Origin of the sequence: Ruficoccus amylovorans (assembly GCF_014230085.1) — a bacterium.
Taxonomy (GTDB): domain Bacteria; phylum Verrucomicrobiota; class Verrucomicrobiia; order Opitutales; family Cerasicoccaceae; genus Ruficoccus; species Ruficoccus amylovorans.
Genome location: NZ_JACHVB010000035.1, coordinates 32,614 through 56,559, shown reverse-complemented (window position 1 = coordinate 56,559; position 23,946 = coordinate 32,614). Strand labels below are relative to the sequence as shown.

Annotated in this window: 24 protein-coding genes; all 24 read right to left on the bottom strand. The window is 59.1% G+C overall.

All coding sequences use genetic code 11. The features are described from left to right. Window positions 1-35 precede the first annotated feature (35 nt). Window positions 36-200, bottom strand: a complete 165-nt coding sequence (locus H5P28_RS11850; protein ID WP_185675917.1) for a hypothetical protein — start codon at window positions 198-200, stop codon at window positions 36-38. Next, window positions 197-478: a hypothetical protein gene (locus H5P28_RS11845; protein ID WP_185675916.1), complete on the bottom strand. Its 282-nt coding sequence runs from the start codon at window positions 476-478 to the stop codon at window positions 197-199. Before H5P28_RS11845 ends, H5P28_RS11850 begins: the two co-directional genes overlap by 4 nt. Beyond that, window positions 475-597: a hypothetical protein gene (locus H5P28_RS19890; RefSeq protein WP_281398185.1), complete on the bottom strand. Its 123-nt coding sequence runs from the start codon at window positions 595-597 to the stop codon at window positions 475-477. The genes H5P28_RS11845 and H5P28_RS19890 overlap by 4 nt, the downstream gene beginning before the upstream one ends. Continuing rightward, on the bottom strand, window positions 576-1,169 hold the full coding sequence (locus H5P28_RS11840; RefSeq protein WP_185675915.1) for a hypothetical protein: 594 nt from the start codon (window positions 1,167-1,169) through the stop codon (window positions 576-578). The genes H5P28_RS19890 and H5P28_RS11840 overlap by 22 nt, the downstream gene beginning before the upstream one ends. Before the next feature lie 12 nt (window positions 1,170-1,181). Beyond that, window positions 1,182-1,706 (bottom strand): hypothetical protein, encoded by a 525-nt coding sequence (locus tag H5P28_RS11835; protein WP_185675914.1) that lies wholly within the window; start codon window positions 1,704-1,706, stop codon window positions 1,182-1,184. 1 nt (window position 1,707) lies between these two features. Further along, a complete protein-coding gene (locus tag H5P28_RS11830; protein ID WP_185675913.1) occupies window positions 1,708-1,920 on the bottom strand; it encodes a hypothetical protein in 213 nt (70 codons plus the stop codon). Between the two features lie 96 nt (window positions 1,921-2,016). Further along, window positions 2,017-3,690, bottom strand: a complete 1,674-nt coding sequence (locus H5P28_RS11825; RefSeq protein WP_185675912.1) for a hypothetical protein — start codon at window positions 3,688-3,690, stop codon at window positions 2,017-2,019. Between the two features lie 18 nt (window positions 3,691-3,708). Continuing rightward, complete coding sequence (locus H5P28_RS11820) at window positions 3,709-4,047, bottom strand: hypothetical protein (protein WP_185675911.1); 339 nt, start codon at window positions 4,045-4,047, stop codon at window positions 3,709-3,711. Between the two features lie 48 nt (window positions 4,048-4,095). Then, window positions 4,096-4,410, bottom strand: coding sequence for a hypothetical protein (locus tag H5P28_RS11815; RefSeq protein WP_185675910.1), 315 nt, complete (start codon window positions 4,408-4,410; stop codon window positions 4,096-4,098). Then, window positions 4,407-6,470 carry a portal protein gene (locus tag H5P28_RS11810; RefSeq protein ID WP_185675909.1) on the bottom strand — a complete coding sequence of 688 codons (2,064 nt, stop codon included), beginning with the start codon at window positions 6,468-6,470 and terminating at the stop codon, window positions 4,407-4,409. The genes H5P28_RS11815 and H5P28_RS11810 overlap by 4 nt, the downstream gene beginning before the upstream one ends. 38 nt (window positions 6,471-6,508) lie before the next feature. Next, on the bottom strand, window positions 6,509-13,600 hold the full coding sequence (locus tag H5P28_RS11805; protein WP_185675908.1) for an LPD38 domain-containing protein: 7,092 nt from the start codon (window positions 13,598-13,600) through the stop codon (window positions 6,509-6,511). 189 nt (window positions 13,601-13,789) lie between these two features. Beyond that, window positions 13,790-14,977 carry a hypothetical protein gene (locus H5P28_RS11800; RefSeq protein WP_185675907.1) on the bottom strand — a complete coding sequence of 396 codons (1,188 nt, stop codon included), beginning with the start codon at window positions 14,975-14,977 and terminating at the stop codon, window positions 13,790-13,792. 50 nt (window positions 14,978-15,027) lie between these two features. After that, the gene (locus tag H5P28_RS11795; RefSeq protein WP_185675906.1) at window positions 15,028-17,892 is read right to left on the bottom strand and encodes an LAGLIDADG family homing endonuclease; all 2,865 of its coding nucleotides are present in this window, start codon (window positions 17,890-17,892) and stop codon (window positions 15,028-15,030) included. Then, on the bottom strand, window positions 17,893-18,279 hold the full coding sequence (locus H5P28_RS11790) for a hypothetical protein (protein WP_185675905.1): 387 nt from the start codon (window positions 18,277-18,279) through the stop codon (window positions 17,893-17,895). Between the two features lie 383 nt (window positions 18,280-18,662). Next, window positions 18,663-19,121, bottom strand: coding sequence for a hypothetical protein (locus H5P28_RS11785; RefSeq protein WP_185675904.1), 459 nt, complete (start codon window positions 19,119-19,121; stop codon window positions 18,663-18,665). 927 nt (window positions 19,122-20,048) lie between these two features. Continuing rightward, complete coding sequence (locus tag H5P28_RS11780) at window positions 20,049-20,252, bottom strand: hypothetical protein (protein ID WP_185675903.1); 204 nt, start codon at window positions 20,250-20,252, stop codon at window positions 20,049-20,051. Then, window positions 20,249-20,431, bottom strand: coding sequence for a hypothetical protein (locus H5P28_RS11775; protein WP_185675902.1), 183 nt, complete (start codon window positions 20,429-20,431; stop codon window positions 20,249-20,251). Before H5P28_RS11775 ends, H5P28_RS11780 begins: the two co-directional genes overlap by 4 nt. A 71-nt stretch (window positions 20,432-20,502) precedes the next feature. Further along, window positions 20,503-20,724, bottom strand: a complete 222-nt coding sequence (locus tag H5P28_RS11770) for a hypothetical protein (protein ID WP_185675901.1) — start codon at window positions 20,722-20,724, stop codon at window positions 20,503-20,505. Continuing rightward, a complete protein-coding gene (locus H5P28_RS11765) occupies window positions 20,721-21,278 on the bottom strand; it encodes a hypothetical protein (RefSeq protein ID WP_185675900.1) in 558 nt (185 codons plus the stop codon). Before H5P28_RS11765 ends, H5P28_RS11770 begins: the two co-directional genes overlap by 4 nt. 2 nt (window positions 21,279-21,280) lie before the next feature. Then, window positions 21,281-21,499, bottom strand: a complete 219-nt coding sequence (locus H5P28_RS11760) for a hypothetical protein (protein WP_185675899.1) — start codon at window positions 21,497-21,499, stop codon at window positions 21,281-21,283. Continuing rightward, window positions 21,492-21,854 carry a hypothetical protein gene (locus H5P28_RS11755; protein ID WP_185675898.1) on the bottom strand — a complete coding sequence of 121 codons (363 nt, stop codon included), beginning with the start codon at window positions 21,852-21,854 and terminating at the stop codon, window positions 21,492-21,494. Before H5P28_RS11755 ends, H5P28_RS11760 begins: the two co-directional genes overlap by 8 nt. Beyond that, a complete protein-coding gene (locus H5P28_RS11750) occupies window positions 21,851-22,285 on the bottom strand; it encodes a hypothetical protein (RefSeq protein ID WP_185675897.1) in 435 nt (144 codons plus the stop codon). The genes H5P28_RS11755 and H5P28_RS11750 overlap by 4 nt, the downstream gene beginning before the upstream one ends. Then, entirely contained in the window at window positions 22,282-22,890 is a 609-nt protein-coding gene (locus H5P28_RS11745) for an ATP-binding protein (RefSeq protein ID WP_185675896.1), read from the bottom strand. Before H5P28_RS11745 ends, H5P28_RS11750 begins: the two co-directional genes overlap by 4 nt. Then, complete coding sequence (locus H5P28_RS11740; RefSeq protein WP_185675895.1) at window positions 22,826-23,920, bottom strand: hypothetical protein; 1,095 nt, start codon at window positions 23,918-23,920, stop codon at window positions 22,826-22,828. Before H5P28_RS11740 ends, H5P28_RS11745 begins: the two co-directional genes overlap by 65 nt. Window positions 23,921-23,946 lie beyond the last annotated feature (26 nt).

The window sequence follows — 23,946 nt, the reverse complement described above, 5'->3', positions numbered from 1 at the left end:
GCCCGAAATGTAGGCACAACGGCTTTTCCACTGTATCAGTTGCCAATCTTCGGAGGGCCGTAAACGTCGATGTACGCCTTCGCGTATTCATCCTCGGCATCCTCAAGATGTTGCCCACAGGCGGCCATGTGCAGACGCGCCTGATCTTCTCCGCTCAGCGGTTCGCCCTCGGGCCGAAGATCTACCGTAGGCTCTTTCATTTTCCGTTTCGCTCCGCGACTTTCAGGCGTTCGTCGATGCGCCCGAGCAAAGCGTTTTGCACGTTAAGAGCCGTATTGAGTCGGTCCACCGATGCTGACAGGCTATCCACGTCCGAGAGCCGATCCTCGACGAGCGTCAGGCGCACCTCGTGCTTGTCCACGATGGCCAACTTGCCATAGAGCCATGCGCCGCCGATAGTCGCGCTTGTGACCACGATGAAAGCAGCGGCCATAATCAGCCCCTTGGATATTTGCTCTTTGGCTTCAGTGATGCTCATTCGGAAAGTTCCATAAATTCAGGTTGGGCAGGCTCAAAGGTGTCCACGTCCTGCGGGGTGGAACAACCGGCCAGGAAGAGCAGGAGGATCAGGAGGATCAGCGAGCATGCACGTGCCATACGCTCTCCCATTCTGTTTTGGTGTGGGCCATGAAAGTGCCTGTCGCCTGCTCAAAGGGCCGGAGCGTGCCCGGCTCACCGTTGGGGTCGCGCTCATCAACGAGGCAAACCCGGAAATGTCCGCCCTCGCGCCGGTCCTCGAATTTCGCTTCCGCCACATAGGACAATCCGAGCAACCCGAACCCGAATCTCCGGATGCCGCGCTTGCGAGCCGTGAAGGCGTTCATGCGTCCGCAGAACGTGATGAAGTCGTGTCCCTGGTTCTCACAGTCGCCAGCATCCTCAAGCCATGTCGGATACCAGCCATCCCCACGCGGGCAAAACTGCATGCGGTCCACTGACGAGTAGTCCTTGGTCCGGCGGTATTCTTTTTCTCCGGCCTCCGCACTCAACGAGGCTACCCATTTTGGCCACAAGCTGCTCTCAAGCTCGCTCGCATAGCCGCGCTCAAAAGCAATGTCCCCCCAATCCACACCCCAGTAATAGGGCCTTGGTTGGTCAGAAACATAAGGCTTCCAGACCCCTGCGGCTTGCAGGAGGTCGTCGAGCCTGTCTTGTCCTACGGGGAGCATCGCGGGCGGATGTTAGTCGGTCAGCAAAGATGCGGAGCTGGCCGGATTAACCCCGGCCACAATCGCTTCGGCAATTTTCCCGGCGATCTCTGAGGCGAGCGCGGTATTGTTCTCGCTGATCGCCTTGTTTAGCTCGACCACCAGCGAAATCACCTCGGGGTTGTTCGCCTGGTTAATGTCCACCATCGTCACGCGGAAGCCCTGAAATTCCTTCTCCAGTACGGGCGATCCGTCCGCGTAACCACGGATGTCGTTAATCATGCTAGCCGTGGTCGGAGCCGTCGAGTCGGGCACCTTGGCCCCGGCGTCCACGATGTCGGATGTGCGCTCAAGCGAATTGGCGACCGTGTGTCCCTCGATGACGAAGGCTTTCCCGCTCGTGTCCTTGGGCAGCGCAATGTCCAGATCCACCTCGGATTCGCCGAACTGGCCGGAGTAGCTGATGCGGTCGGAAGCCGGATCGCTCGTGGCACAACCGGCAAAGAGAAAGCTGGCGGCAGCCAGCACAGAGAGGAAGATGAATTCTCGGGTTTTCATGTTATTGATCTTGGTTGGATTTGATGCGCACGATGCGCTCGATAAAGACGCCCACCAGGGCGATCCCGGCCAGCCCGGCAATCAGGTACTCGCCATAGGGCTTGTTCAGGATCGGCAGCACCAGCTTGTCCACGGCGAAGATCACCGTGCCGGTGACGCCGCCCCCCACGAGAGCGCCTGTCTTGGATACCTGTTTCTTTTCGTTCTCGGGCATGGCTGCTAGTAGTTGGCGGCGATAAACGCTGCGTCGATTTCGGCAGGTGTGTTGTGGGCGTAGTCCCCGCGTTTGAGCTTGCGCACTTGCATGATATTAATAGCTGTAGGCCGACCCACCGCCGGTGAAGTCGGCGGGCTGGAAGTTGCAGTTGCGCACGCGGACGGTACCGTCGATGACCATCAGAGGATGGAGCGAATTTCCGAATCGGACACAGCGATCCAGCCATGCAGTGACGCCCCCTCCGGTGAAGCTCACGAACCAATCCACAGATTGATCGGCATCGGTTAGGTCGGTGGTGGCATCTCCAGCGGCGCAGCCAATGGCCCAGAGTGTCGATGTCTGCACGTAGTGAACGTTGCGGTTAAGGTTTTTATAATACTGGCCGGACAATAAGAGAGCACGGATAGCACCGTGGCCCGTGGTGCCGTTGTGCGCCGTCCCCGCGACATCAACGCCGTTACTTCGGCCAATATTGCGGACTTCGACCACCGTGTTCGTGCCGCTGTAGGAGAAGCCGTCCTTCCATGCTTTCGTCGCGATGCTGTCCCACCCGATACAAAGACCGTTCGGGGACGGGGTGAAGTTCATCGCATTTCCAGACTGCACTCCGGCGGGATCAGGAAAGGTAGAGGTGAATTTACAGCGACGGTAAAAAAGGGACTGCATCGTCGTTGACGAGCCGGTGATGATGGAAGCCCAACCGCCTTCGATCGTGATGCTGTCCAGGAACGTCTGCGCATTTGTGCCCAATGCCAGCCCGCAACGATCCACGCTCACGGCTGCACTTGTGCTGGACGGATCGGTGGCGGTGTGGACATAAAACTTCGAGTTTACCGTGTCCAAGAAGAAGCTCTGCGGCGACGCTTGACACTCTTCAATGCTTTCGGCTGAGCTATAGCTTGTGTAATCCCCGAAGGCATCAAGCTGTCCGGGGTCATAGACGCCATTAGGTGTGCGTGCGCCCACCGGAGCTGATTGAGCAGAATAGTCAAACCCCCAGACATCCGTGTTCGGGGAACTCTCCTGCGTCCAGGTGATTGTGCTCGCAGCGACTGAGACCGCAACCCGAGCCTCTCCGTGGCCGCGCACCATGAGCGGCTTCGCGGGATCGACTCCAGTGATAGACCACATCGCCAGCCAGTCGAAAGTGCCGCGAATGTTAAGGATCACCGCCTGAACGCTTGTCCAATTTGAAGTTTCAGCGCCCGGCTTGGCTAATGTTTTCCATGCCGTTCCCCATGTCAGGCCATCGCCAGTCACGTCATCGCCGTTTTCGGCGTCGATGAAAAGCTCAGTGACCGTTAGTCCGCGCGTGGCTGTTTCCCAGTAGGCATCGAAATCGCGGGCCAGCTCAAACGTTCCGTCTGGCCGCCTGATGACCTGATTATCGAAATTCCCCGGAGTCGCCCACCAACTGCCAGCGGGAGGCGAGACATAAGGCGTCCAATCGGCCATGAGCCCCGCTTCCGGTTTGCTGTACACGTCGAGGGCGGTGCGGGCGGCGAGCTTATCAGGCAAGTCGGACAGGTTGAGCGCCTGCCGCAGATAGCGAGCGTCGGCAGATGAAATATAAAGCGGTTCGGACTTAAGATCTACACCTCCCTTCGTCGCTCCGTCACCGCGATACCAGCGATCATTGGTCAGGTCGAAGACGAATGTCTTGGCATCAAAAATGCGGTTGCTGCGTTTGTCTCGACCGATCTCCGGGCGGACATACCCCTGCTCGGCGCTGCGAACAGGAAACAGGATATATTGCGGCTCGTTCATAGCTGGAAATGTTGATGGTTAGGCGGCGGGCGGAGACTCAAAATGCCAGTCAAGCGGTACGCTGGCGGCTTCGCTATCGACCGCCGTGTTTGCCGTCACCTTCATGCGCAGTGAGCGAAAGCACCGGTTGGGGATTTCAACGATGGCCGATTCAGGCTCTTCCGCGCTGACGGTGATCGCGTCTCCATAATCCGCCCACCGTCCACCGATGCAGGCCTGCGGCTGCACAACGATGGTTCCACTTGCGATGGTGGCAGCGGCGACAAGCACAAAGCTGGCACTGGGTCCAAGCTCGACCGGCTGGGACGCTCCGGCCCCGGCGATGGTGATCTTCTGCGAAGAGGTTGAACGTCTCATTGCGCCGATACTGCCCGCAGACGGTTTTCGGGCGTATCGGTTGCCAATCTAGTCAAGACTCGCTTGACGCAGGCGGTTGCGCTCTGTCTCGGCCACCTTAATCCCGGTTCGTACAATCGCCTCCGGGTGAAAGGTCGTTTTGGCCTCATGGTAGGCTGTCACCATCCGCTCGCGCCTCTCCGTTTCAAGGTCGATCCCAAGCGCCTTTTCTGACATCGCCCGGAGCGCGTCCTCGTACTCGGCCACAAAGATTTCCCATCCGGGGTGGGTCTGGAGCGCGGCCAGATGGGCGTGACGCTCCTGTGGGCTGAAGTCGGACGGCTTCAGCCGGACCCCGTTCGTAAGAATGCGTCGGTTGCTCATGCGCTCATCGGTTGGGCTTCACCCTCTTGCGGCAGCCGGTCGGCCATATTGGCCTGCATTTGCTGGTAGGCGGCGATTTCCTGCTCGGTCGGCATGGGAAGCATCTGGTCAACCTCGTCGTGGCCGAGCGCGATCAGCGATTGCTTGAGCGGCAGGCGGATGCGCAGACGCATGAGCGGGTCGCTCGCCGCGTACTTTTCGATGATTTCCAGCACCAGCCGGTTCGCCTCAACCGTCGTCTGCGTGTACTGCTGGCTGACTACGACCTGCACATCCCAGTCGATGATGTTCGCGCCGTTGGTCTGGAGGGAAGCCCGCTTCATCCAGCCGATAAACTCCTCGTTGCCTTCGGTGTAAGCGTAGGCCATGACTTCATCCATCGTCGCTACCTCAATCATCACCAGCTTGCGGATGTGCGAGGTCAGCCCGCGAATGATGCGGCGCGTCCACCGGCGGGAAAGCTTTCCGGCTTCCCGTAAAGTCGCGTCCACGCCATAGGCCGTTGTGTTGGTCTTGGTGTTCGAAAGGTCGCCCTGGGCAATGTTGCTCACCCCCAGCCAAAGCTGAACGGCCTGGATAATCATGCCCATCAACTCAGCGGTCCGGGCATCGGTCTGGGGAAAATTCTTGATCTGGAGCCAGTCGTCGATGTTCGCGTCCGCCTGCAGTTCCACCGTCTCGAAGGGCTGCACATCCTCAGGCTTCACGCCACCAATCGTCTTGTCCGGTTTGACGCCTATCAGGGAACCGTTCTGGATCTTGCTGCGGAACAGCCAGGCATTGAAAATTTTGTCCACCTGGTCCTGATACTGGTCCAGCATTTCCGGCAGCGAGTAACCCCACCAGTATTCCTCCTGCTTCCAGATAGCGATGGCGTCATAAGGGATGCGCCCGCGCCGGTCCGGCATGACTACCGCGGCGAACTCAACCAGGATGATTTCGCCGCTCTGCTTCTCGCGCCAGACAACCAGCCGCTGCGGCTTGCCCCACCCCAGCACATCGCGTTCGATCCACCATTCCTGAATCCTAAACGGGGTTTCCTCGGCATCTTCGATTTGCGTTTCGCCCTCCTTGTCGGCCTTGTCGCGGAAGGTTTCCCCGTTGATAGCGTCTTCGCCGCTGGTGCCCGTCTGGCCCTGTGCTTTCAGGTTGGCCTCGAAGCTCGCCCAGTCCATGCCCTTGCGTTTCATCCACCGGTCGCGAATCCAGTGCAGCGGCTTGTCGTACTCTTCGAACAGCGCGTCGGCTTCCGTCAGACAGCGAATCTTGCTCGGGGCAAAAAAGCGGTCGTAGTCCACCTGATCGCTACGCGGCCCGGCAAAAGCATACTCGCGGAAGCGGATAGGCTCATCCAGCGCGGCCCACTGATAGGGGGAATCTTCCCACGCGGGGTCTCCCGGGTCGGCTTCGTACAACTCGGCCGGGATTTCAATTGAGGGGTCAATGGCAAGCCGGTACGAGGTCACAACAGGCTCTTGGCCAGGCTCCATTATCACCGGCTCCGACTGCGGAACCCACTCCTCATCCCCGAAAAGGATGTAACGGGTATCGTCAATGCCGCGGTCAAGCACTTCAATCGGGCCATCCGCGTCATGCAGAACCAGCCGGCCCCGCTCTTCCCACTCGTCGTAAATCTCCTCGTAGGTCGCTTTGAATATCGCGGCCCGCTGCGTGAAAATCGGGAAATATGCGTCCTCAATCCGGGCCCGTAGCTGCCCCATCTTGTCCAGGCGAAAGCGGAAATACTTGTCGGCAGCCAGCGCTTTGTCCGCATCCGACATCCCCTCAGGCTTGAAGTTGAAATAAGGGGCGGTACCGGTTATCTCGTCCTCCGTACGCACGATGAAGTGGTCAACCACCATCGAGAGCAGCGGCCAGGACAGATTTTCCTTCGCGAACACGCCGCTCTTTCGGTCCTTGCAGTTACGGTAATCGAGGATGCTCTTGCGGTCCGCGTTGATCCGCTGGCGGTTGTCTGTGCGCAGCGAGGTTTCCCGACGCTCCAGGTACGCCTTCAGCCCCGATAGCTGCGTCTCGCTGATCTGTACGTTCGATTTCACGTGCTAAGGGATGTACCCGGAGCGCCGAATGGCCCCCATCAGTTGCCGACTTCCTTCACCGCCTGCTTCGCCAGTTCATTCCGCTTGCGCGTCAGTTCGTCCATGGCGGCTTTCTTGTCTTCAGCGCTCATCACCGGGTCCGCCATGATGTCTTGCTGCGCCTCGCGGATGTCCGCGATGTCAGCATAGGCGTTCTTCAGGACGGTTTCGTTGTCCAGCACCAGCAGGTTTTCGTCGATCACCTTGCCGAGTTGTTCCACCTTGCCCGCCCGGCGGTAGTATTCCGCCCGCTGGGTAGCCTCCTGCAATACGTTGTACATGTCGTAGAACTCCCCGACGTAGCGATTCGGGCGGGGAGTCTCCGAGCGCCAGAATCGGCCAACCATACCCGACAGCACCGGCCAGTCTTTCCAGTTTTTGGCAGGCGAGTCAGGCATGTTTGCCGCTTTTCGCACCAGCATGTCGGACATATCCATGGCATACATGCCGAGCGTCCCCGTGTATCCCTGCCAGAGGGCCTCCAGCCGCTTCGGGCTGCGCATCCACTCGGGCGCATTGTCGGGCATGGCGTCGGCGACGACACGCGCCGTCTCGCTGGTGAACTCGTTGTACTGGTCTTCAGGCAGCTTGAACTGGTCTCCAAGTCCGAGAATGGGCGCATCCGTGAACGACTTGCGGTTTTGCCACATTTCCACGAACGGCTTGACCACCTGCGGCCAGTCCAGGGCAAAGGTGCTGGTAATCATCCGCTTGATTCCGCCTGTCAGGTCGCTGTCCTGCTTGGAATGGCCTTCAGACATCAGCAGTTCGGGGATGGTCGAGAAAATCGCGCCCACCTCAAAGGCCTTCGGGATGCGGAAATGCTCCTTGCCGATGAAAATGTGGTGGTACTGCTCGCGCTCCCACTGGGGAAGTTCCCAGTAGCGTTCATCATCCCAGTTCAGCGCCAGCAGGATCATGCTCGCACCCATAATCATCAGTCCGTGCGTGGCAAACTCGCGACGCATCCCCAACAGCTTCCGGTTGCCGGGCGCAGTTTTGCCGCCTCGGGCCAACCGCTCAAGCCCCTGAATGCGGGCATTGAGGAAGGGAATCGTCTGGGTCAGGATTTGCACGGCGACACTCCCGCCCTTCGAGGTAAAATTGATGACATCCTTGGCCTGGAAGGCGGCCTCCAGATTCGACTTGCCCTCCTGCATCACCCGCTTGGCCACAGCATAGCGGTTCGCGTTCTCGGAGGCATGCACGAGCCGCATAAAGAACGCTCCCACCTTCTGCGGCGTGTCCAGCAGACTGGACCGGTAGGCCTGCCGCTGGCGCTTGGTCATCTTCGCGATGGCTTTTCGCGCCTGGCTGGTCGTCAGCGCATGGTAAGTCCCCCCGCCTGCTCCGGCCCCTGAAAGAGTATTGGCCAGACGGCCCTCTTTTTTCATGGCCTCGGCCCAGCCCTTGGCCGCATCGACGCCGAGCTTCATCTTCTGATGCTGCTGTACCCAGACTGCCACCGTGTCACGTGCCGGATTAGACACGAGGAAGAACCCCGGATTCAGCGTTACCATGTTGGTCAGTATCTTCTTGGGGATGCCCAGGTACTTGAGCACCTTATCGAGAAACTTCTTGTAATTCTCCGGCCCCATGGCGATGACCGAGCGCAGTAGCATCGGATCGTTCACCTTGAAGTACTGCGGCTTGCCCTTAACCATCACCGTCATGATGTTGGGCGCGGTCGGGGCCTGCGCCCGCCATAGGCTGATCTGCGCATCCAGCGTCCCGGCGTCAATGCCGAGCGCGGCGAAGTCTCCGGCCATCGCTCGGCTTACGATGTTCTTGACGAAGTCGCTCTTGCCCTTCCAGCGGGCCGGGAGTTCACCGGCGGCTTTCAGTTCTTCATAGCGCTCTTCCGCCAGCCGCGTCAGCAGTTCCTTCTTGTCCGTCTTGAAGGCGGTCGGCTTCACCGGCTCGCGCTCGATAAAGCGGTTATCACGCACGCCCAGGTCCGCCACCTTCTGCTTGGTCTGGTTCACCAGCGAGGATTGCAGCAGGTACTGCATGTTCATCGTGATGTTCTCCAGTACTGCCACTTGTCCGAAGCCGCCCTTCAGCCGCTTGGGATAAATCCGGTGGCGGAGGGTTTCCCGCCCCTTGGGGCCGGTCACCTTGCCGGTTCTCACCATTTCGGCCTCAACTTCCGCCTCTTCGGCCACCCGGAAGAACGGCACATAATCCTGATTGTCCCACTGCTTGCGCTTCTCCGGATCGATGATCCCGGCGGACTCCGCGAAGTCGAGCAGGGCCTTGTTCCACTGCGCGTATTCCTTGCGCACCTTCTCGAGGACCGGATAGGTTTTGGCCAGGCTCAGGGCGGCGTCTATCTCTTCACGCGCCCGCTTGGCGTCCCAGAATTGAATCGGCTCCACATCCTTGCCCTCGGCAATCGCGGCATCGTAGCCCGCCCGGTCAAACCCGAAATTATGCTCCCGCCCCTCTTCCAGCAGCCGGTCGGCCCGGTAGGCCGACACGTACGACTCCCACGAGGGCAACAGGTTCAGCTTCTCGGCCTTGCCCGTCTCCGGGTTCTTGTGCTCGTAAGCCTCGAGCGGTTCGATGATCTGCGCAAAGCCCTTGCTCTTCTCGTTGTGGGAAATATCGCCGGATTTCTCCATGCGGTAGGTGCCGCGCTCCATCCAGGCGCTCATGATGTCGCCCAGTTCCCGCGTCAGATGAGCCATCTTCCAGGGGTGGTCAATCGCATCGAGGTGGAAATCGGCTCCCTCCCCGTAAATTTCCCGCGCCATCCGGCGGATGCCGTGCAGGTCGTCCACCACCTTTTCGCGGAACAGGTCGTAGTTCAGCACGCGATTGCGCCAGTCGAGGAACCGCTGGCGATAGCTGCGCTTGTCCTCAAGGCTGGCGTTCACCCGCTGGTAAACCGCCCGTTGCTCCTCCGTCATGCCGTCCGACGGCGCAAAAAGGGCTACGCCTTCGCTGCCTTCGCTGCTTCCATCGCGTCCAGTTCCCTTGCCCTTGCCAGCGCTTGATGCGTCCGCTTCCTCAAGTATTCGATCTCGGACGCGGTCAGCCTGTTTGAACGTCGCGAGATAGCGGGCTTCGGATTCGCTGAGGGCGTCGAATCCGTAACCGGTGGCTTGCCTGAACTGGGCTTCGAGGTCTCCATACTTCTCGCGGACTTTTTTGAGGACGGGGTCGGAAAGCTGCAATCTCCGGCTGTATTGCTTCCCTGTCAACGTAAATGCGCCGATGACCTCTCCGCCGTTGGCCTCGATGTGCGAGGCCAACCCCATAAAAGTGCCGCCCTGCGAAAGGGTATCGTCCACCATGAAGTATTTCCCGTCTTTTACGACTGGCCCGGCAAACTCAACCTGGCTGAATATCCGATCAAGCCCGTCTTTCTTTGTCCGCTCCGGGCGATTGCTCTGATAAATCGAAGAATCCAACTCAAGCCCGAGTGCCTGCGCCAGACGATCAGCGACCATCAGCGGAATCATGTTGTCACCCTGCCCCTCTTGCGCTCGAACCCCAATAACCGTCGAGTCCAGATTGCTCCCCAGGCTTTCACGAACCCGCTCAATAACCGTATCGTCAACCAGATCCCTCGCCAGTCGATAGGCCGCATCAATATCCCCCAACTTCGCCGCCTTATAATCCGGGTGTGCGGTCGCTGTCGCCAACGGGTGCGCGATAATCACATCCGGCAGCTTTTGGCGAGCAATCCGGATCGTAGTCGGCTCGTTGGCAGAGGGCGCGTTGGAAGCGGCGCTGTCAGGCGAGCGAAGCTCTTTCATGGCGGTTGAGGTGGAAGAAGGCTTACCCGCTTTGGGGGATACCTGCTTGCGCCCAGAAACGGAAGAAGCCGCCTGTTTGGCGGCGGGCTTGGGCTCACGCATTGACGGCTTTCCCGTCTGTCGCTCGCCAGCGGGCGCATTCTGCTCCGCCAGGGTGCTCTTGTAGTTCCCGAGAATTTCCCGAATCCGCTTGTCCAGCGCTTCGGTCGAAAGGTTCGCGTCCCCGATCCAGTCTTTCACCAGTGCCCGGAACTGCTCAACCAGTTGTTGCAATTTTTGCACAAACTGCTTCGGGTAGCCCTCTTTGGCCAATTGAGCGGCGTTCACTTCCCCGGTCGCAAGTCGGTGCCACTGGTAGGTGAACCACTCTTGCCGGGCCTGATAGCTGTCGGCCAGTTCCGCCTCCGGCATCTCGGAGAGTGCCTGGCTGTACTGGGCTGCCGCCGCCTTGCGCTGCTGCGCCGACAACTTACCCCACTCCTCGGCGATAAACCCATCAAGCGCCCGTCCGACCACATGCCCCGTTTCATGGAAGACGGACGTTACCGCCTTGTCCCCCTGCATGCTGGGATGCTCGCGGTTCAGCACAATCGACACCCCGTCGCCGTCAGACTCAACCTGCACTCCTGCTGACGATTGCCCGAACCGCTGCTTAAAGTCAGCATCGCTCACGAGTTCCACATTCAGGCTGTCAGCCAGTTCGGGGCGCTCCTGAAACACAATGTCGAACGCCTGCTTCACCGCCCGCTGGCCCTGCTCAGACAGCCCGACAGCCTCCCCGATGGCAATCGTGCGACGCCCGGACGGGGTGGCCGGATCGACCGCCGGGACAAAGCCGGACTGCTCGTTCGTCGCCATTTCTGACTGAGCGACTTCCTGCGTCGCCGGAGCTACTTCTTGCGTAGCGGGGTCCGGCTCAACCAGTTCTGACTTGATCGTGCCCTGAATCGTCAGCCCCTGCTCGGTCGCCTGACGGTTGATGTCCATCGGGCTGTCCAGCGATTCGAGCGTGACGGTCTGGCCGTCCGCCGTTTGCGCCTGCGCGAAGTAGCGCTTGGCCGGGAGCTCGCCGTCGTTGCTCATGTCCTCGTCGGTATCAACAGGAGAGGACGGCTGCTGCCCGCCGGTGGCCTCCTGCTCGCCCTGCGGCGGTTGGGCTGTCGTATCGCCATCTGCCGGGACCGCAGTGTCATTACCGGCAGGCGCTTCCGGCGCGTTTTCAGCCGGAGTAAAAGGATCGGCCTGGCCCTCGGCGGGCGGGGTTGCCTCGGCGGGCTTTCCCGTTTCTGCTCCCTCGCGCTTTTTCCGGATACGCTGTTTCCCGGGCAAAGCCTGCGAAATTGCCGATAGCAACGCACCGGTCACAAAGCCGACCTGCCCGCTCTCGACCGTCTGCATATCGTAAATCTCGCGGTCCTTGTCCCAGCCATCGGCCAGCGGCAAGTCACCCCGGGCGACCAGGTTGTTCAGCGTGTTAGAGAGCGCTTCCTGCGTAAATTCTTCCGTGCCTTCGAAGGATGCCTTTAATGCCTTAACTCCCTGCTTTTTCATCCAGGTGGCCGCAGGCGTCTTTCCCTCGGTCACGACTTTATTCAGGTACTTGCCGACGACCGTATCTGCACCACGCACTTTGGCCAAGCGCCCGGCAATCGTGCCCAGCGGAATAGCCTCCGTCGTGCCAATCACCGCGCCCCACGCCTCAGCCCCAGCCGCCTGCCGTTCAACCTGGGCCATGATCGCGTCGTAATCGCGCTGCGTGATCTGCTCATTGGCCAGCATTGACTCGGCCCGCTGCATGATTTCCGTGTTGGCATCCAGCACCTCATGCCAGAGTTGATTGCCATTTACAGCCGCACCCTCCACAGCCACGGCCCCGTGCGTCAGTAACTTAATCGCCTTGTCAGAGAGCCCGGCGACCTTGGACAATCGCCCGACAGCAGCCCCCGGCAGCATGAATCCCGCTGCCGACCCCAGCCCTTGCGACAGGTCACCGGTTACAAAATCGTCCTCAAGCTTCTTTCTGACCGCATCGGGCACATCCGGGCCCCACTCGGCGGCCACTTCGCGCATCGCCTGCATGTAATTGGCGTAGTAATTGTCCTTCAGGTCGATCTCGGCCCCGACCGCATTTGCGCCTCGAGCCACTTGACGCCCGGCAAAATCCAGCGTGTCCACCAGAGTGTTGCCCAGCCCCTCGGCAAAGTTGGAAGCCCCCGCATGCACCTTTTCCCCAAGGGTGGGATCCCTCGTCAGGTCCACATACCGCTGGCGCAGGCGCGGATCAGCCTTGGCCGTTTGCCGATCAAGAGCTTTTTGCAGGAACGCCCGCTCCTTGGTCAGAGAGTCACGCACGCCCGCGTGCATGCCATCGCCCTCATAGTCAAAAGCCGCGTCGATTTCACCGATGCGCCCGTTCATCTTCACCCAACGCTCCAGGCGCTTGACATCGCCTTCATTGTCCGTCCCGGCATAGAGGCGGATCATTTTGTCAATCGGCTGGGAACCGACGTGCGTCACGCCCTCGGCCTTCATCCGTCGCAGCATACCGAATTCATCCCCCCGCGGTTTGGGTGTGGCCCCGGGGGTTCCGCTCGCCGCGGTCACAGCCGCCTGCCGGGGCTGCTGAGCATTGGCTCGCATCTGCGCAAAAGAAACCGGCTGGGCGGGCGGCACATCCTTCACCTGCGTCGAGCCATCAGGCTGCCCCTCCACGACACGGTGATAACCCTCAGGCTGGCCTGCGTGAGGCATCTGACCCGGCGCGAAGACATCGTTGACCGGGTTCACCGGCTGGCGGTTGGCCTGCAGGCGATCCATCGCCGCCGCTGTTGCCGCCGTCTGTTGCTGCTGCATGACCTGCGCCGGGTCGGGCAGCAGGTTCAACGGTTGGCTTTCGCTCGGACGCGGCATACCCGGCGTGTTGATACTCCGGGCATTTTCCAGCATTTCCTTGCGCTGAATCCCGATCAGTCGCTTGTCGAAATAATCGATGTCGTCCTGATACCGAGCATGCGTTCCAAGCAATGCCTTCTTCTCGCGTTCTAGTTTTGCCACCTTCGCATCCCGATCTGGATCGCGGTTAGTGATCTTGCTAAGGTCTCTGATGGAACGGGCAAACGGGCTGTCACCATCAGGGTCAAATTCACCCTGTCGGTTCAACAGCTTCCGCCCTTCGCTTTTGAGCCAGGCATCACGCTCCTGCGTCCGCTTTTCAATCGCGCTGCGTAAAGCATCGGCCTCGCTCGGGGCCGTCGGCGTCTGAATCTGCTTCTCGCGTTCAGGCTGAGTCGAGCGCATCTGCTTACTAATCGATTGAGGGTCTGGCACGTACCCTGGGAAATACGTCGGCACAGCCTTTGCGGGCTGAGAGTAAGAAACCGCCTGACTCGGAAGTGAAGGCGGCGGGTTCGGGTTGGAATAATCAGGGTCGGTATAAGGTTTCATCGTGCTTAGCCCTTGATGCGGAGTTTACGGAAGCGCGGTTGGCGCGGTGTCGGGTGGGGTATAGCTGGCCGGTTATCCTCCCCCGGCGATCACCTGACGGCGCCGGGTTTCTCGTCGTTTTTCTCGTCGGTTTTGGCCTGAATAAGTTTTTGCGGGCTCCTCGATGGGTGGCACATATCTGGGGCTGTTTTTATAGGTTCTGCTATTTCGATAACGGACGCTGCCTGGCACTCTGTAGTTTTGAGTTGTTGCTGGCCCGCCACCTCCGGCGAGCACCTGATTCTTTGTAGTCTGGTGGTTGCCCGTCTGCATGCCATGAGTGATTTGAACAGTCTTTCCGACGGCCGGTATAGTAGCTGACGGCATCGTTTGAGCGGCAAGAATCTGATATGCGTTACGGGGCTGCTGAGAATCGGCTGTGCTGTTGCTGTACACATTGGTTCGTCTCTCAACGGGATACATGTTCCCGTCAGGGCCTCGCTGCATCCCGCCCTGCACCTCCTGAGTGTAGCCACCCGGCTTGGAATAACTCATAGCCCAGTTTCCACCCTGGTAGGGTTGAGCCGATGAAGGCGTTGCGTTCGCCTGGAGCCTGTTGGCCGCCTGGTTTGTCCGCGCATCCTGCACCGTCGGCAGACTCATCAACTGATCGTAGTAGCTGCCCGGCTGGCCGTCAGTCCGAGCCATTCCCTTGGCCTGCTCAATGTTTTCCTCACGGGTGGTCCCCGTGAGTCCGTAAGCGTTCTTTACCCCACTGGATGCCGGAGTATTGGTAGCCGTTTGCTGTGTCGGCTGCTGCTCAGTCCCATCCCCCTCTCCCGGTGCCGTAAAGACAACTTGGCCCGAGGCATCTGTCGGCTGCTGTGGAGATACCTCAATCCCATTGCGCTTTCTTGCGTCATCAATCCCATTTTGAGCACTTATTCGGGCCTGCTCTTCGTTGAAGGCGTTGCGGTAGTACGGATCATCCTCGGGCTTCGCCGCAAACTCAGGATTCCCACGTTTGACGTAAGAGTTCGCACCAAACCCACCTTCAATGCCGCCTCCCCTCGGACCAACCGAAGCGGCTGAAAGTGACCGCGAATCCGGAGTAGCATGACGGCGCTTCAATTCTCCGTCCCGATTCAAACGATAATTTTCGTCAACGATGGGATTACGAGCGACTCTCTCCCTTTTGTTGCTGTGCGCAGACTCCCGCTGTTGATTGGTCGGGTGAATCGGGGCCTGATACCCCGGTTGGTTTGGATACTGAACGGCCATGACGTTCTTATCCTACCCGCCACGGACAAAATGCCCGTATCGGTTGCCAATCAGACGACACGCTGCCAGCCACGCGGCGTCTTGTACCGCGGATCGCTTGCCAGCCGTCGCAAATTTACCCGCTTCGGCCTGGGCGGCTTGTACTCGGTCGCCAGCTTCAGATTGTAATGCCCGATGCAGGCCGACATTACCGCATCGTCATGGTGCCCGGGCATCGCCTCCGGTTTGCCATTCTTGTTCACGATGAACTTCTGGAATTGCCCGAGGATACGAGGATGCGACAAATCGCATTCTTCATTACGAACCGTTGGAACCATCTGGTCGATGATGTACTTGCGAAGCGCAGAAGTCGTATTCCACCCATATTGCCCCAGCCGCGACTGTTCGTCTTTCTCATGCGCGTTAGGATCGCTCTTCGGCTTTCGGCGGAACATGTTCACATTCCGCTGCTGCAACAGCTTCACCAAAGCCAGCCCGCAGTTATTCACCTCAGGAATCACCAGACACTGACCATAATACAGCCACATACCGACGACAACCTCGGCCAGCAGGTCAATGTCGATCCGCGAATAGTGATAGCCCACCACCTTCGGGAGAATCATCTTCTCCGGATCGTAAATGTCCAGATACCCGGCCCGCCAAACCTGAACATCGTGATAATCTGGATCGGCCGTCTTGCTCGCGGACTGCTGGTCTTCACCGGTACACACATCTACCGAAATCAGGTATTTAAGCCCAAACTTTGGCTCCTCGAAAATTTCCACCTCTCCGGTCGGATCCGGAATGAGGTTCACACCCGCATCATGGTCCTGCACCACCATGTTCCCTCGCTGAACCACACGTTCATGATCCTGCTTTGCTCGGGCACTCATGGTCACCAACGCACGCGCACTGAATTTCATGCGGCTACTGGCAAGGAAGCAATTATGCACGGAAATACCGTTTGCCCCGAATACTGGACGCCCACCAATTTGGATATCGTACACTTCTCGGCTTTCGCCGGGAACCACACTGGCAACCCGGTCCGTGAAGTCGAATGTATCAGCGCATCGTCCGTTCGCCGGGCGAACATAATCCTCAGTGTTCATCCTGGAGCGCTTGCGCTCTGATAAAAACCCGATCTGCTGGCAGAATTTGCGCGACTCGTAGGGATTTAACACGAGTTCCATGCCGGGGTAACTGTTACCATTCAGCGCCTTTACGACAGAAACCAGCTTGGCGTGAATGCCATACCCCATAAGCAGCAACTGAATATCGCGCATGAAATTCTCATGCTTCGAGAACAGCTTTACCATATTCCCGTTCGCTTTAATCCATCCGTCGCAATCGAAGAGCGCCCGAAGAAACTCGGTGATAACAGCCTTCGGGCTAATCCAGATGCACCTTGGCACGTGAACCCGGCGGCGGTGCGTCATATTTGAACGGTTGTAGTCCCTGACCTCTTCAATCAATCCAAGCTCGTTAAAGAGTGCCTTGAATTGAACATTCGAACTTCTGAGGTACAGGCCGCCTCGCTTGCTGCCAGTGGCCTTCGACGACAATGCTAATCCGAACAACCTGCCAAATAGAGCCCGGTAATCTTCTTCGATATCGGTATCCCGACCGTCCAGGCAAATGCCTACAGTATTCCCGTAGAAGTCGCCGTCTCCCATGAAATATCCAAGGAAACGTCCCCAATCCTCCGTAATGGTCAAACTATGCCGCTGGCACCCAAAGCCGGGCCAGCAGACCGTATGGTATTCACCGTCAGGGGCAAACTTGGGCTGAAATAATTTGACCGTTCTGCCGACACAATCTTGCGCCTGTGAAAACCCACCTTCTCCAAGCTCAACCCTATGGTCAGGCGTGCATTCGATTCGTATCCCACGGGCTGTGGTAAGAATAACCGTCTCCTTAGTGCCCATGCACTGGTGAGCAAGGACTGGTCCATTGGGTGTCGGCGTCCCTACCCTGATTCCCTTGATCGGGAGCATCCCGTAATCGGTCAGCACTAAAGTTTCGCCAACCAGGCATGTCTCGGCATCGGACGGGTATTCCTGCTTGAAGCGGTTGACATCACCCTCGCACTTAACCCCGATGGTGTGCCGACGCCATTTCAGGTTCTCAAGCGTGATCTGCGGGTACAGCGACTGCTCTTCAAGCTCGTCGTCGCGCAAGCTCAATTCAAAAGCCTCCCGCTCCTCCGCGTTACGGAACGGCATCACGCTATCCCAAAACTCGAACCAGGCCGCAAAAATCTTGATCCACCCGTTGTCCTCGTCGTTCCAGTAGTTGTAGAACGTCCCACTCGCCCCATTCGGCGTGCTCGTGATAAAGGCCAGGCTTCGCTCACTCTCCGAGTACAGCGAGTTGAACAACGCCAGCGCCGGATCTCGGGATTCCGATTTCGGATAAAAGGCCGTCTCATCCGAGTGCAAGACCTGCACCGTGCCAGAACGCCCGGCATTACGGCTGCCCGCCGTCTCCTTCGAGTACCGGCTCCCGTTCGGCATTTCCAGATAATCGACCTTGTTGACCTTCCAGCCCGATCCATCCTTCCACCGGTAAGAGTCCTCATCCCCATACAGGCGGTACATTTCAAAAACCTTGTCCGACGTGCTCTCAACGTCGCCCATCAGCACCCCGTTGAGCCCGTCATAGCGCCGGTTATGGTGGTAAATCAGTGCCTCAGCCCCCGTGCTCGCCCCTTTCTGACGAGGCTTGAGAATCTGAATCAGGCAAGGCTTCTTCTCTAACTGACACTGACGATATGCGCTGAAGACACGTTCCTGGAGAATGTTGCTCGTCGGCGTGACAATCCGCGCCTCCTTGTCCCGAATCTTCCCGTATGTGTTGAACCAAAGCTCCGGGTCTGTGCCGACCAGCCCCTGCACCGCCGCCAGCGAATGACGATCACTGATGATTTCCCCGGCCATCTACTTGCGCCCCCTCATTTTGGGTGTACCGGGGGGTATTTCACGCTCGCCAACCCAAATTAGCCGCCCCTTCGGAATCCGGTTTGAAACCCGAACCTCGCACATCCGTGTGCCTCGCGTCGGCAGGTAATGGACCTCATCAGAGTCCAGCAAATACACCTCCCACAGGTCATAGACGCCCGGCACCTTGAAAATCCCATGAGAGTAGTTCCACGCCGTCGCCGCCGTCGTCCCAAGACAAACATACCCCGCCAGCCATTCCGTCCCGTCATCGTTTAACAAGGGCCCGTTAATGCCACGCTTTCCCGGCACAAGCCCCTTACGCTTGATCCCGCCAAGCCTGCTCCGCGGACTCCAATGATAAAATGGATTAATCTCGATGCTCATTTTTGTACCAAGGGGTGGCTGTCAGCACGTGAAGGGGAGAGCGCGGGGGAGGTAGTGTTATGATTCCTGAACTGCCAAGTAAACAAGGGGGGTCGTTTTTGGGTGTGGGGGGTGGGTGGCACCTGGTCACGGCCAGCGGGCCCATGCTCGAACGCTTTGTAAATTCTGTGATTTGCGATCTGCTCAACCTTGCGAATCCTTGCCCTCCGCTCACATCCAAGCGTCGATGGACCTACCGACCTCGGCTTCATCACATACCCCTCCACTGCATAAGAATCGCATAAGGACGGCAGACAATCCCCTAAGTCGTTGATTTTACGAACAAAGTAGCCACAAACCTCCTGACCGCCACTCACTTGCTTTTTTCGCGTAAATTCCATAACTCACTGCTCCGCATCGGCTTCTTCGATTTCTTCGACATCGACGGCCTTCTGCTGAATGAGCCGGGCCTTGTAGTCCTCAAGAATGCGCACGAGGAGCGCCGGATTGCCCTCAATCGCGGCCATCAACTGATCCGGCGACTTGCTCGCCTCAGGCTCGGACTTGTCCGTGACGATGTGCGCCTGGGAGGCCACACGCTGCACCGGCGTTCCGTGGGCATAGGCCAGCACGAGCTGAGCCGCCCGTAGCTGCGTGGGGAAGTCCGGATGAAACTCAACCTTGTGGTTTCGCCCCCGACCGACCAGGACGCTCTTCTCCGCCTTCAGGGCGCTTTCGAGTACCTTCTTGGCCCGTTCGACTGCCCGGCTCTCGAAAACCGGCGCTGAGGCGGCAGCAAGCACCCTCTCGGCGCGGCTGAGTTCCTTGCTTCGTTCGGCGGTGATGCTGGTGTTTGACGACATGGCTGGGAAACGCGCCCTCCTCTCCCGGGATTTCGGGCCGCGCCTCGGACCCTCGCCCCGGAAATCCCTCCTCTCGAACAGTTGCCAATTTCCTGAGACTCGCTTTCAGGAGGCAAGGGAGGCTGGTTGAGTGGGTTTTTATGGAGAGATGGGGGCCAAGAGGTAAAGCAATGGACTGCCCCCGCGTGCGCACTCCCCTATCTCTCGCTTCCCTTCTCTGCGTTCCCTTTCCTTCTCCTCCGCCCTGCGGGCGCGGGTGGTGTTCTCTTTACGGTTCTGTGGGATTGGGCGGTCTGGGTTTGGCGGCGATCTGCGTCGGGGTTGGCACTCTGAGACGGCTTCTGGCGGGTTTTCGCGAATTGTCGGTTTGCCTTGATTTCGGCCCAAACCGCTTAAAATGGGGGGGGTTGCGGGCGTTTTTTACAATTGGCGGGGCGTTCTGAGGCACCTCTGAGTCGTTTTGACGGATTGGCCTGACACCTGAGTCGGGGGCAAATGGCGGTTTCGGGCGCTCAGTGATGCGGCTGGGGAAACCTTCATCCTCCACTTAATGAGGTTCATGCGCCACGCCGTCGGTTCTCCCGCGCTGCTGGCTCTTCCGTCCTTCCCCTCCTCCGGACGGTTCTCCGCTCTCCCGCCCCTGCGGGGCCTGCCCGTTACCTCTATGGCGGCGCTTCTCTCCGGCAGGACGGTCCTTGCCTCCTTGCTGCGCTTGGGGGGTTATCCTGTAATTCGGTCCTGCTCCCCGAAAATCGGGATTTTGCGCCTTTTTCCCGAAAATCGGATTGCTGTGCGGGCGCGTGAGCGGCTTTCGGTTTCCGGCCGGACCCATGACATGGGGTCAAATCGGCCTTTCCGCGATATACTTCGCAATCGCCGTGTTAACTTTCCATCCCTCAAACGAGGCGGCAAAAATTAACATGCCCCTTACTCTGCGCTGCTCCCGGCTCCCTCGAACTGCTCACGAGTTAGTTCTGTCTGCACGCAATCGAGCTCTCCGTTTTTGACCTCGAACGCCACTCGATACCGGTAGTGATCCCCATAGTCGATGATGGCGATCACGACCCCGGGTTCTCCCTTGGCGCGGTGAAACACACGCTCACCGATATGGTACTCCGGCAGGTCTTTCATGGCTGTTGATCTTCTCCGATGGCGGGGGCGACTCCATCGGTTGCTTTCAATCCTTCCGCCCACTTCGAAAACTCAGCCCATTCCTTGCCGTAGTCGAGCGTCGCGTCCAGATCATACGGGGCCATCGGCCTCCACCCCTGTCCCGGAATGTACTTGAGCGGGATCGGACTCGCGTTCACGTACAGATCCCGGAACCGGTTCGTTCCAACAAGTTCCGACGAGGAAAAGTAAAGCACGCTGCGGCCCTTGCTCATTCCTCGCCCCCTTTCACCGGCCCCAGTAACCGGAAAATCACATTCATCAGCATACCCAACGGCCACAGCAGTGACAACAGCGTGATGATGACGACATGCCCGAGCGGCCATTGCGAGGCCGGATAGCCGACTTCATCCCCGGCCCTGATCGCCCCGCGAAAGTCAAAAAAGGCAAACCCGAGGTACACGCCGACGATGACGAGCGTCCACGTGCTCACGGCTCAACCTTCCCCTCGAGGGCAAAGGCCTTTCTGCGCCAGGCAGCCACCTGCTCTTGCAGTTCCAGGCAGTTCGAGCGCAGACTTATCCCCTCGATTTCAAGATACTCGCAGAATCTGCGCACCTCATCGGCGCAATCCCGGTCGTCGAAGAATTCATCGGTGCGCGGCGTCGGAGCCCAAATAATTTCGGCGGGGGAATCGTCATGCTGGACGCTCACCCGGCGCGGACTGATGTGCATGCGGACACAGACAAACGGGTCGTCGTCGGTATCCTCTTTTACGACCATTCCTGCATCCAGGAGGGCGGCGGCCAGGATCGGGCACGGGTTTTCCTGCCAGACCAGCACGCGATGGGATTCCGCGTACCCGCTCGAGGAAATCGCCCGTTCCCACCCGCGTAGCCGGAGAAAGCCCGGCAGCCGGCGGCTAAGCGAATCCTCAAAGGCCCTGAGCGATTCGCGGTCAATGCGTCGCCCGTCCGCCTTCGCATGCGCGTGGTGGCGCAAATACCCGCTCCACCATTGGACGGCTGCTTTAATCTGTGTTTCCATAGTTACTCCGTGTCTTGTAAATATCGAATGATGCGCACGCCGACGCTCCAGCGCGGCTCGACCGCCCCGGCGCTTCCCTTCCGGCCGTCGGCGTAGTGCTGAATGTGGGCAGGTGAGACGCCGACCGCCCGGGCAAGCTCAGACTTGTAGCCATACCTGACTTTGGCCCGCTTCCGGATTTCGGCGGCGACGCCTTCCCAGTCTTTGAAGCCTTTACCCATTGCTTGCCCCGTCCATTTTCTCGCTGCCGGGATAAATCCGCTCGATCACGAAAACTTTGTGCATAAGGCCCTTGAGCCACGGTGCATCCTGCGCTGGGTCAAAGGGCCTTAGCTTAAATCCCCAGCGCAGGATCGGCACGCCTCGCCAGCTAACGATTGAAAACGAACTATGGGGTGGAGTTGCTATCAACGCATACCGTTTGACCTCTTCGTTGGTCGGCACCCGTCCCTCGATTTCCTCCACGGCTTTGATGAGCGCGGCCTCCTGCGCGGCCACGATGGCCCGCGCACTCTCCTCACACTTCCGCTGAAGCCATACTCGAAAGTCGTTGTCGTCTTCGGGCATGTCGCTCATCTCCCTGCCTCCGTCGCCCGGTTCGCATCCAAGCTCGGGATACGGGCAACGCGGTCAAACCAACCGCCTTTCGCCATTCTGTAGTGCAGGCGCAGCCCCCTTGTCGGGACGGGGTCGTGGTCGATCCCGGCGATGATCCCGACGAACCGCTGGCAAGGATTATCGCTATACCAGCCGATGACCGGCTCAAAGGCGTGCATGCACTGCTCCGCCTCCTCCAGTGAAAGCGCGGGAAGTTCGGCGCAGGTGATCCGCTGAATATCCCCATTGAGCCGGAGTATCATGTCATGGATGTTCTCGATTTGCTCTTGGGTTCTGGCTTCGCGGCGATTCAGGTCGGCAATCTGCCGCAGCCCTCTCCGCAAGGCCACAGAGGCAAAGGCTACCTTTACCAGAAGCGCGATAAGCATCAGCCAATAAACCGTGCTCATGCCGCCCCTCCCTTCGGCGCATACCAGTCGGTCGCGTTGCTCTCGAGCAGGACGTTGCGCCCCCGCCACAGCCGCGAGCGGATTCGCTCGTCCAGCCGCTCCGAGATCTGGTCGGCAGACAGGTTGGTGGTGATAACGGTCCACTTGCCCAGCCGGGCGTTGAGCAGCGCATACCACTGCTCGGCCAGGTAGCCGTTGGGGTCGCGCTCGGCCCCGATGTCGTCGAGCACCAGCAGCCAGACCCCGGCCAGCTTCTCGATCAGGTCGTAATCGCCGTCGCGCAGCCGCCGGGCCAGCTCCGAGCAGGCGTAAAAGCGCACGCTGCGGGTCTGCATGATCTCGGGCGGGCTCTTGCGCCGGTAGCAGCCGTGGTGCCGCTCGGCCCAGACGGCGATTTCCCGCGCCAGGTGGGTCTTTCCGCATCCGCTGGCCCCGGCCAGGGTCAGCCAGCGGCCCTCGCCCTCATCGTCTCCGCTCACCGCCTGCTCAATCTCGCCGCAGAGCTCCCCCGCGGCGACGTACAGCGCCACCCGTTCGGGCTCAGTCGCAGATTTTCGAAAGGTCGTGGCGGCCGAGAAGGTCGCCGGAATTGGAGGAATTTCCATACTGCTTGCCGGTGTTGAGCGTGCCGGCGTTGCGTCCTTGTTGCTGGGGTCGTTGTCCATTGTTTTGCCTTGGTGGTGAGTTCGTTAAATTTTTCTGGCTGGGCAGGTGGCCAGCCGCTTTCCAGGCCACGACTACGGATTTCCAGTTCGCGATTTTCTTGCCGCCGCGGGTCCAGTCGTTGCCCTCCCAGTTGTGCCACAGGTAGACCGCATCGGAGGCAGGGAGTCCGAGCGTGGCGCAGTACGCTTCCACCTCGGCCAGTGAGTTCGCCCGGCCCTTGTTGGCCTTGGGCTTCGGTTTGGGCGGCTCCAGCAGGTCCGTCTGTTGCGGCTCGGTGTCCGCCGGATCTGGCGGCTGGCCGGGGGGTGGTTTGTCCGGGCTGTTCGGACTGTCTTGGGGTGGTTTTTTTTCGGCTGTTACTGCCTGTGTTTCGTCACGCTCTCCTATAACGTTATCTTTAGGTAACGTTATATTCTTATCTCCTCTTATCTTATCTACGTGACGTGACGTGACGTTCGTGACGCGCTTTTTCTTCGGGGTTTCTTCGTGCCCTTCTTTCTGTTTTTGACGCTCCCGGTAAGCACGCGCCCGCTCGGCTTGAGTCATAGGCTGTCGGCGCTCTGCCGTTGGCGTGTTGTTTTCGTTAAAGTTTGGGAGATAGATAGTTTCGTCATTTCCAATTAAAATCCACTGGACGTGAAGCATGGCTTTTCCAAAGTCTGGCACGCCTGAAATCTCGTCGATATCGTCCACTTTAAGGCACGGCACGCGCCCGTCTTCCTTCACCTGTTTATTCAGCACAGACCACACTTCAAGCAGTCCTCCGATTGTAAGCAGCGTCACGGCACGAAGTGACGCAATGTGACGAGCGTCACGTTGAGTTTGTGACGCATCACGCTTATTTTCGTGACGACTTTCCCCAGCTATCCAGCCGCAAAAATCAGCCTGCTCAGACAGATAGCGAGCCATATTGATCGCCTTCGGGTCGCGGGCCAAATCGCACCGCATTTTTATCCAGTCTCCTGCCATGGTCGGGTAAAAAGTGTGATTGTCAG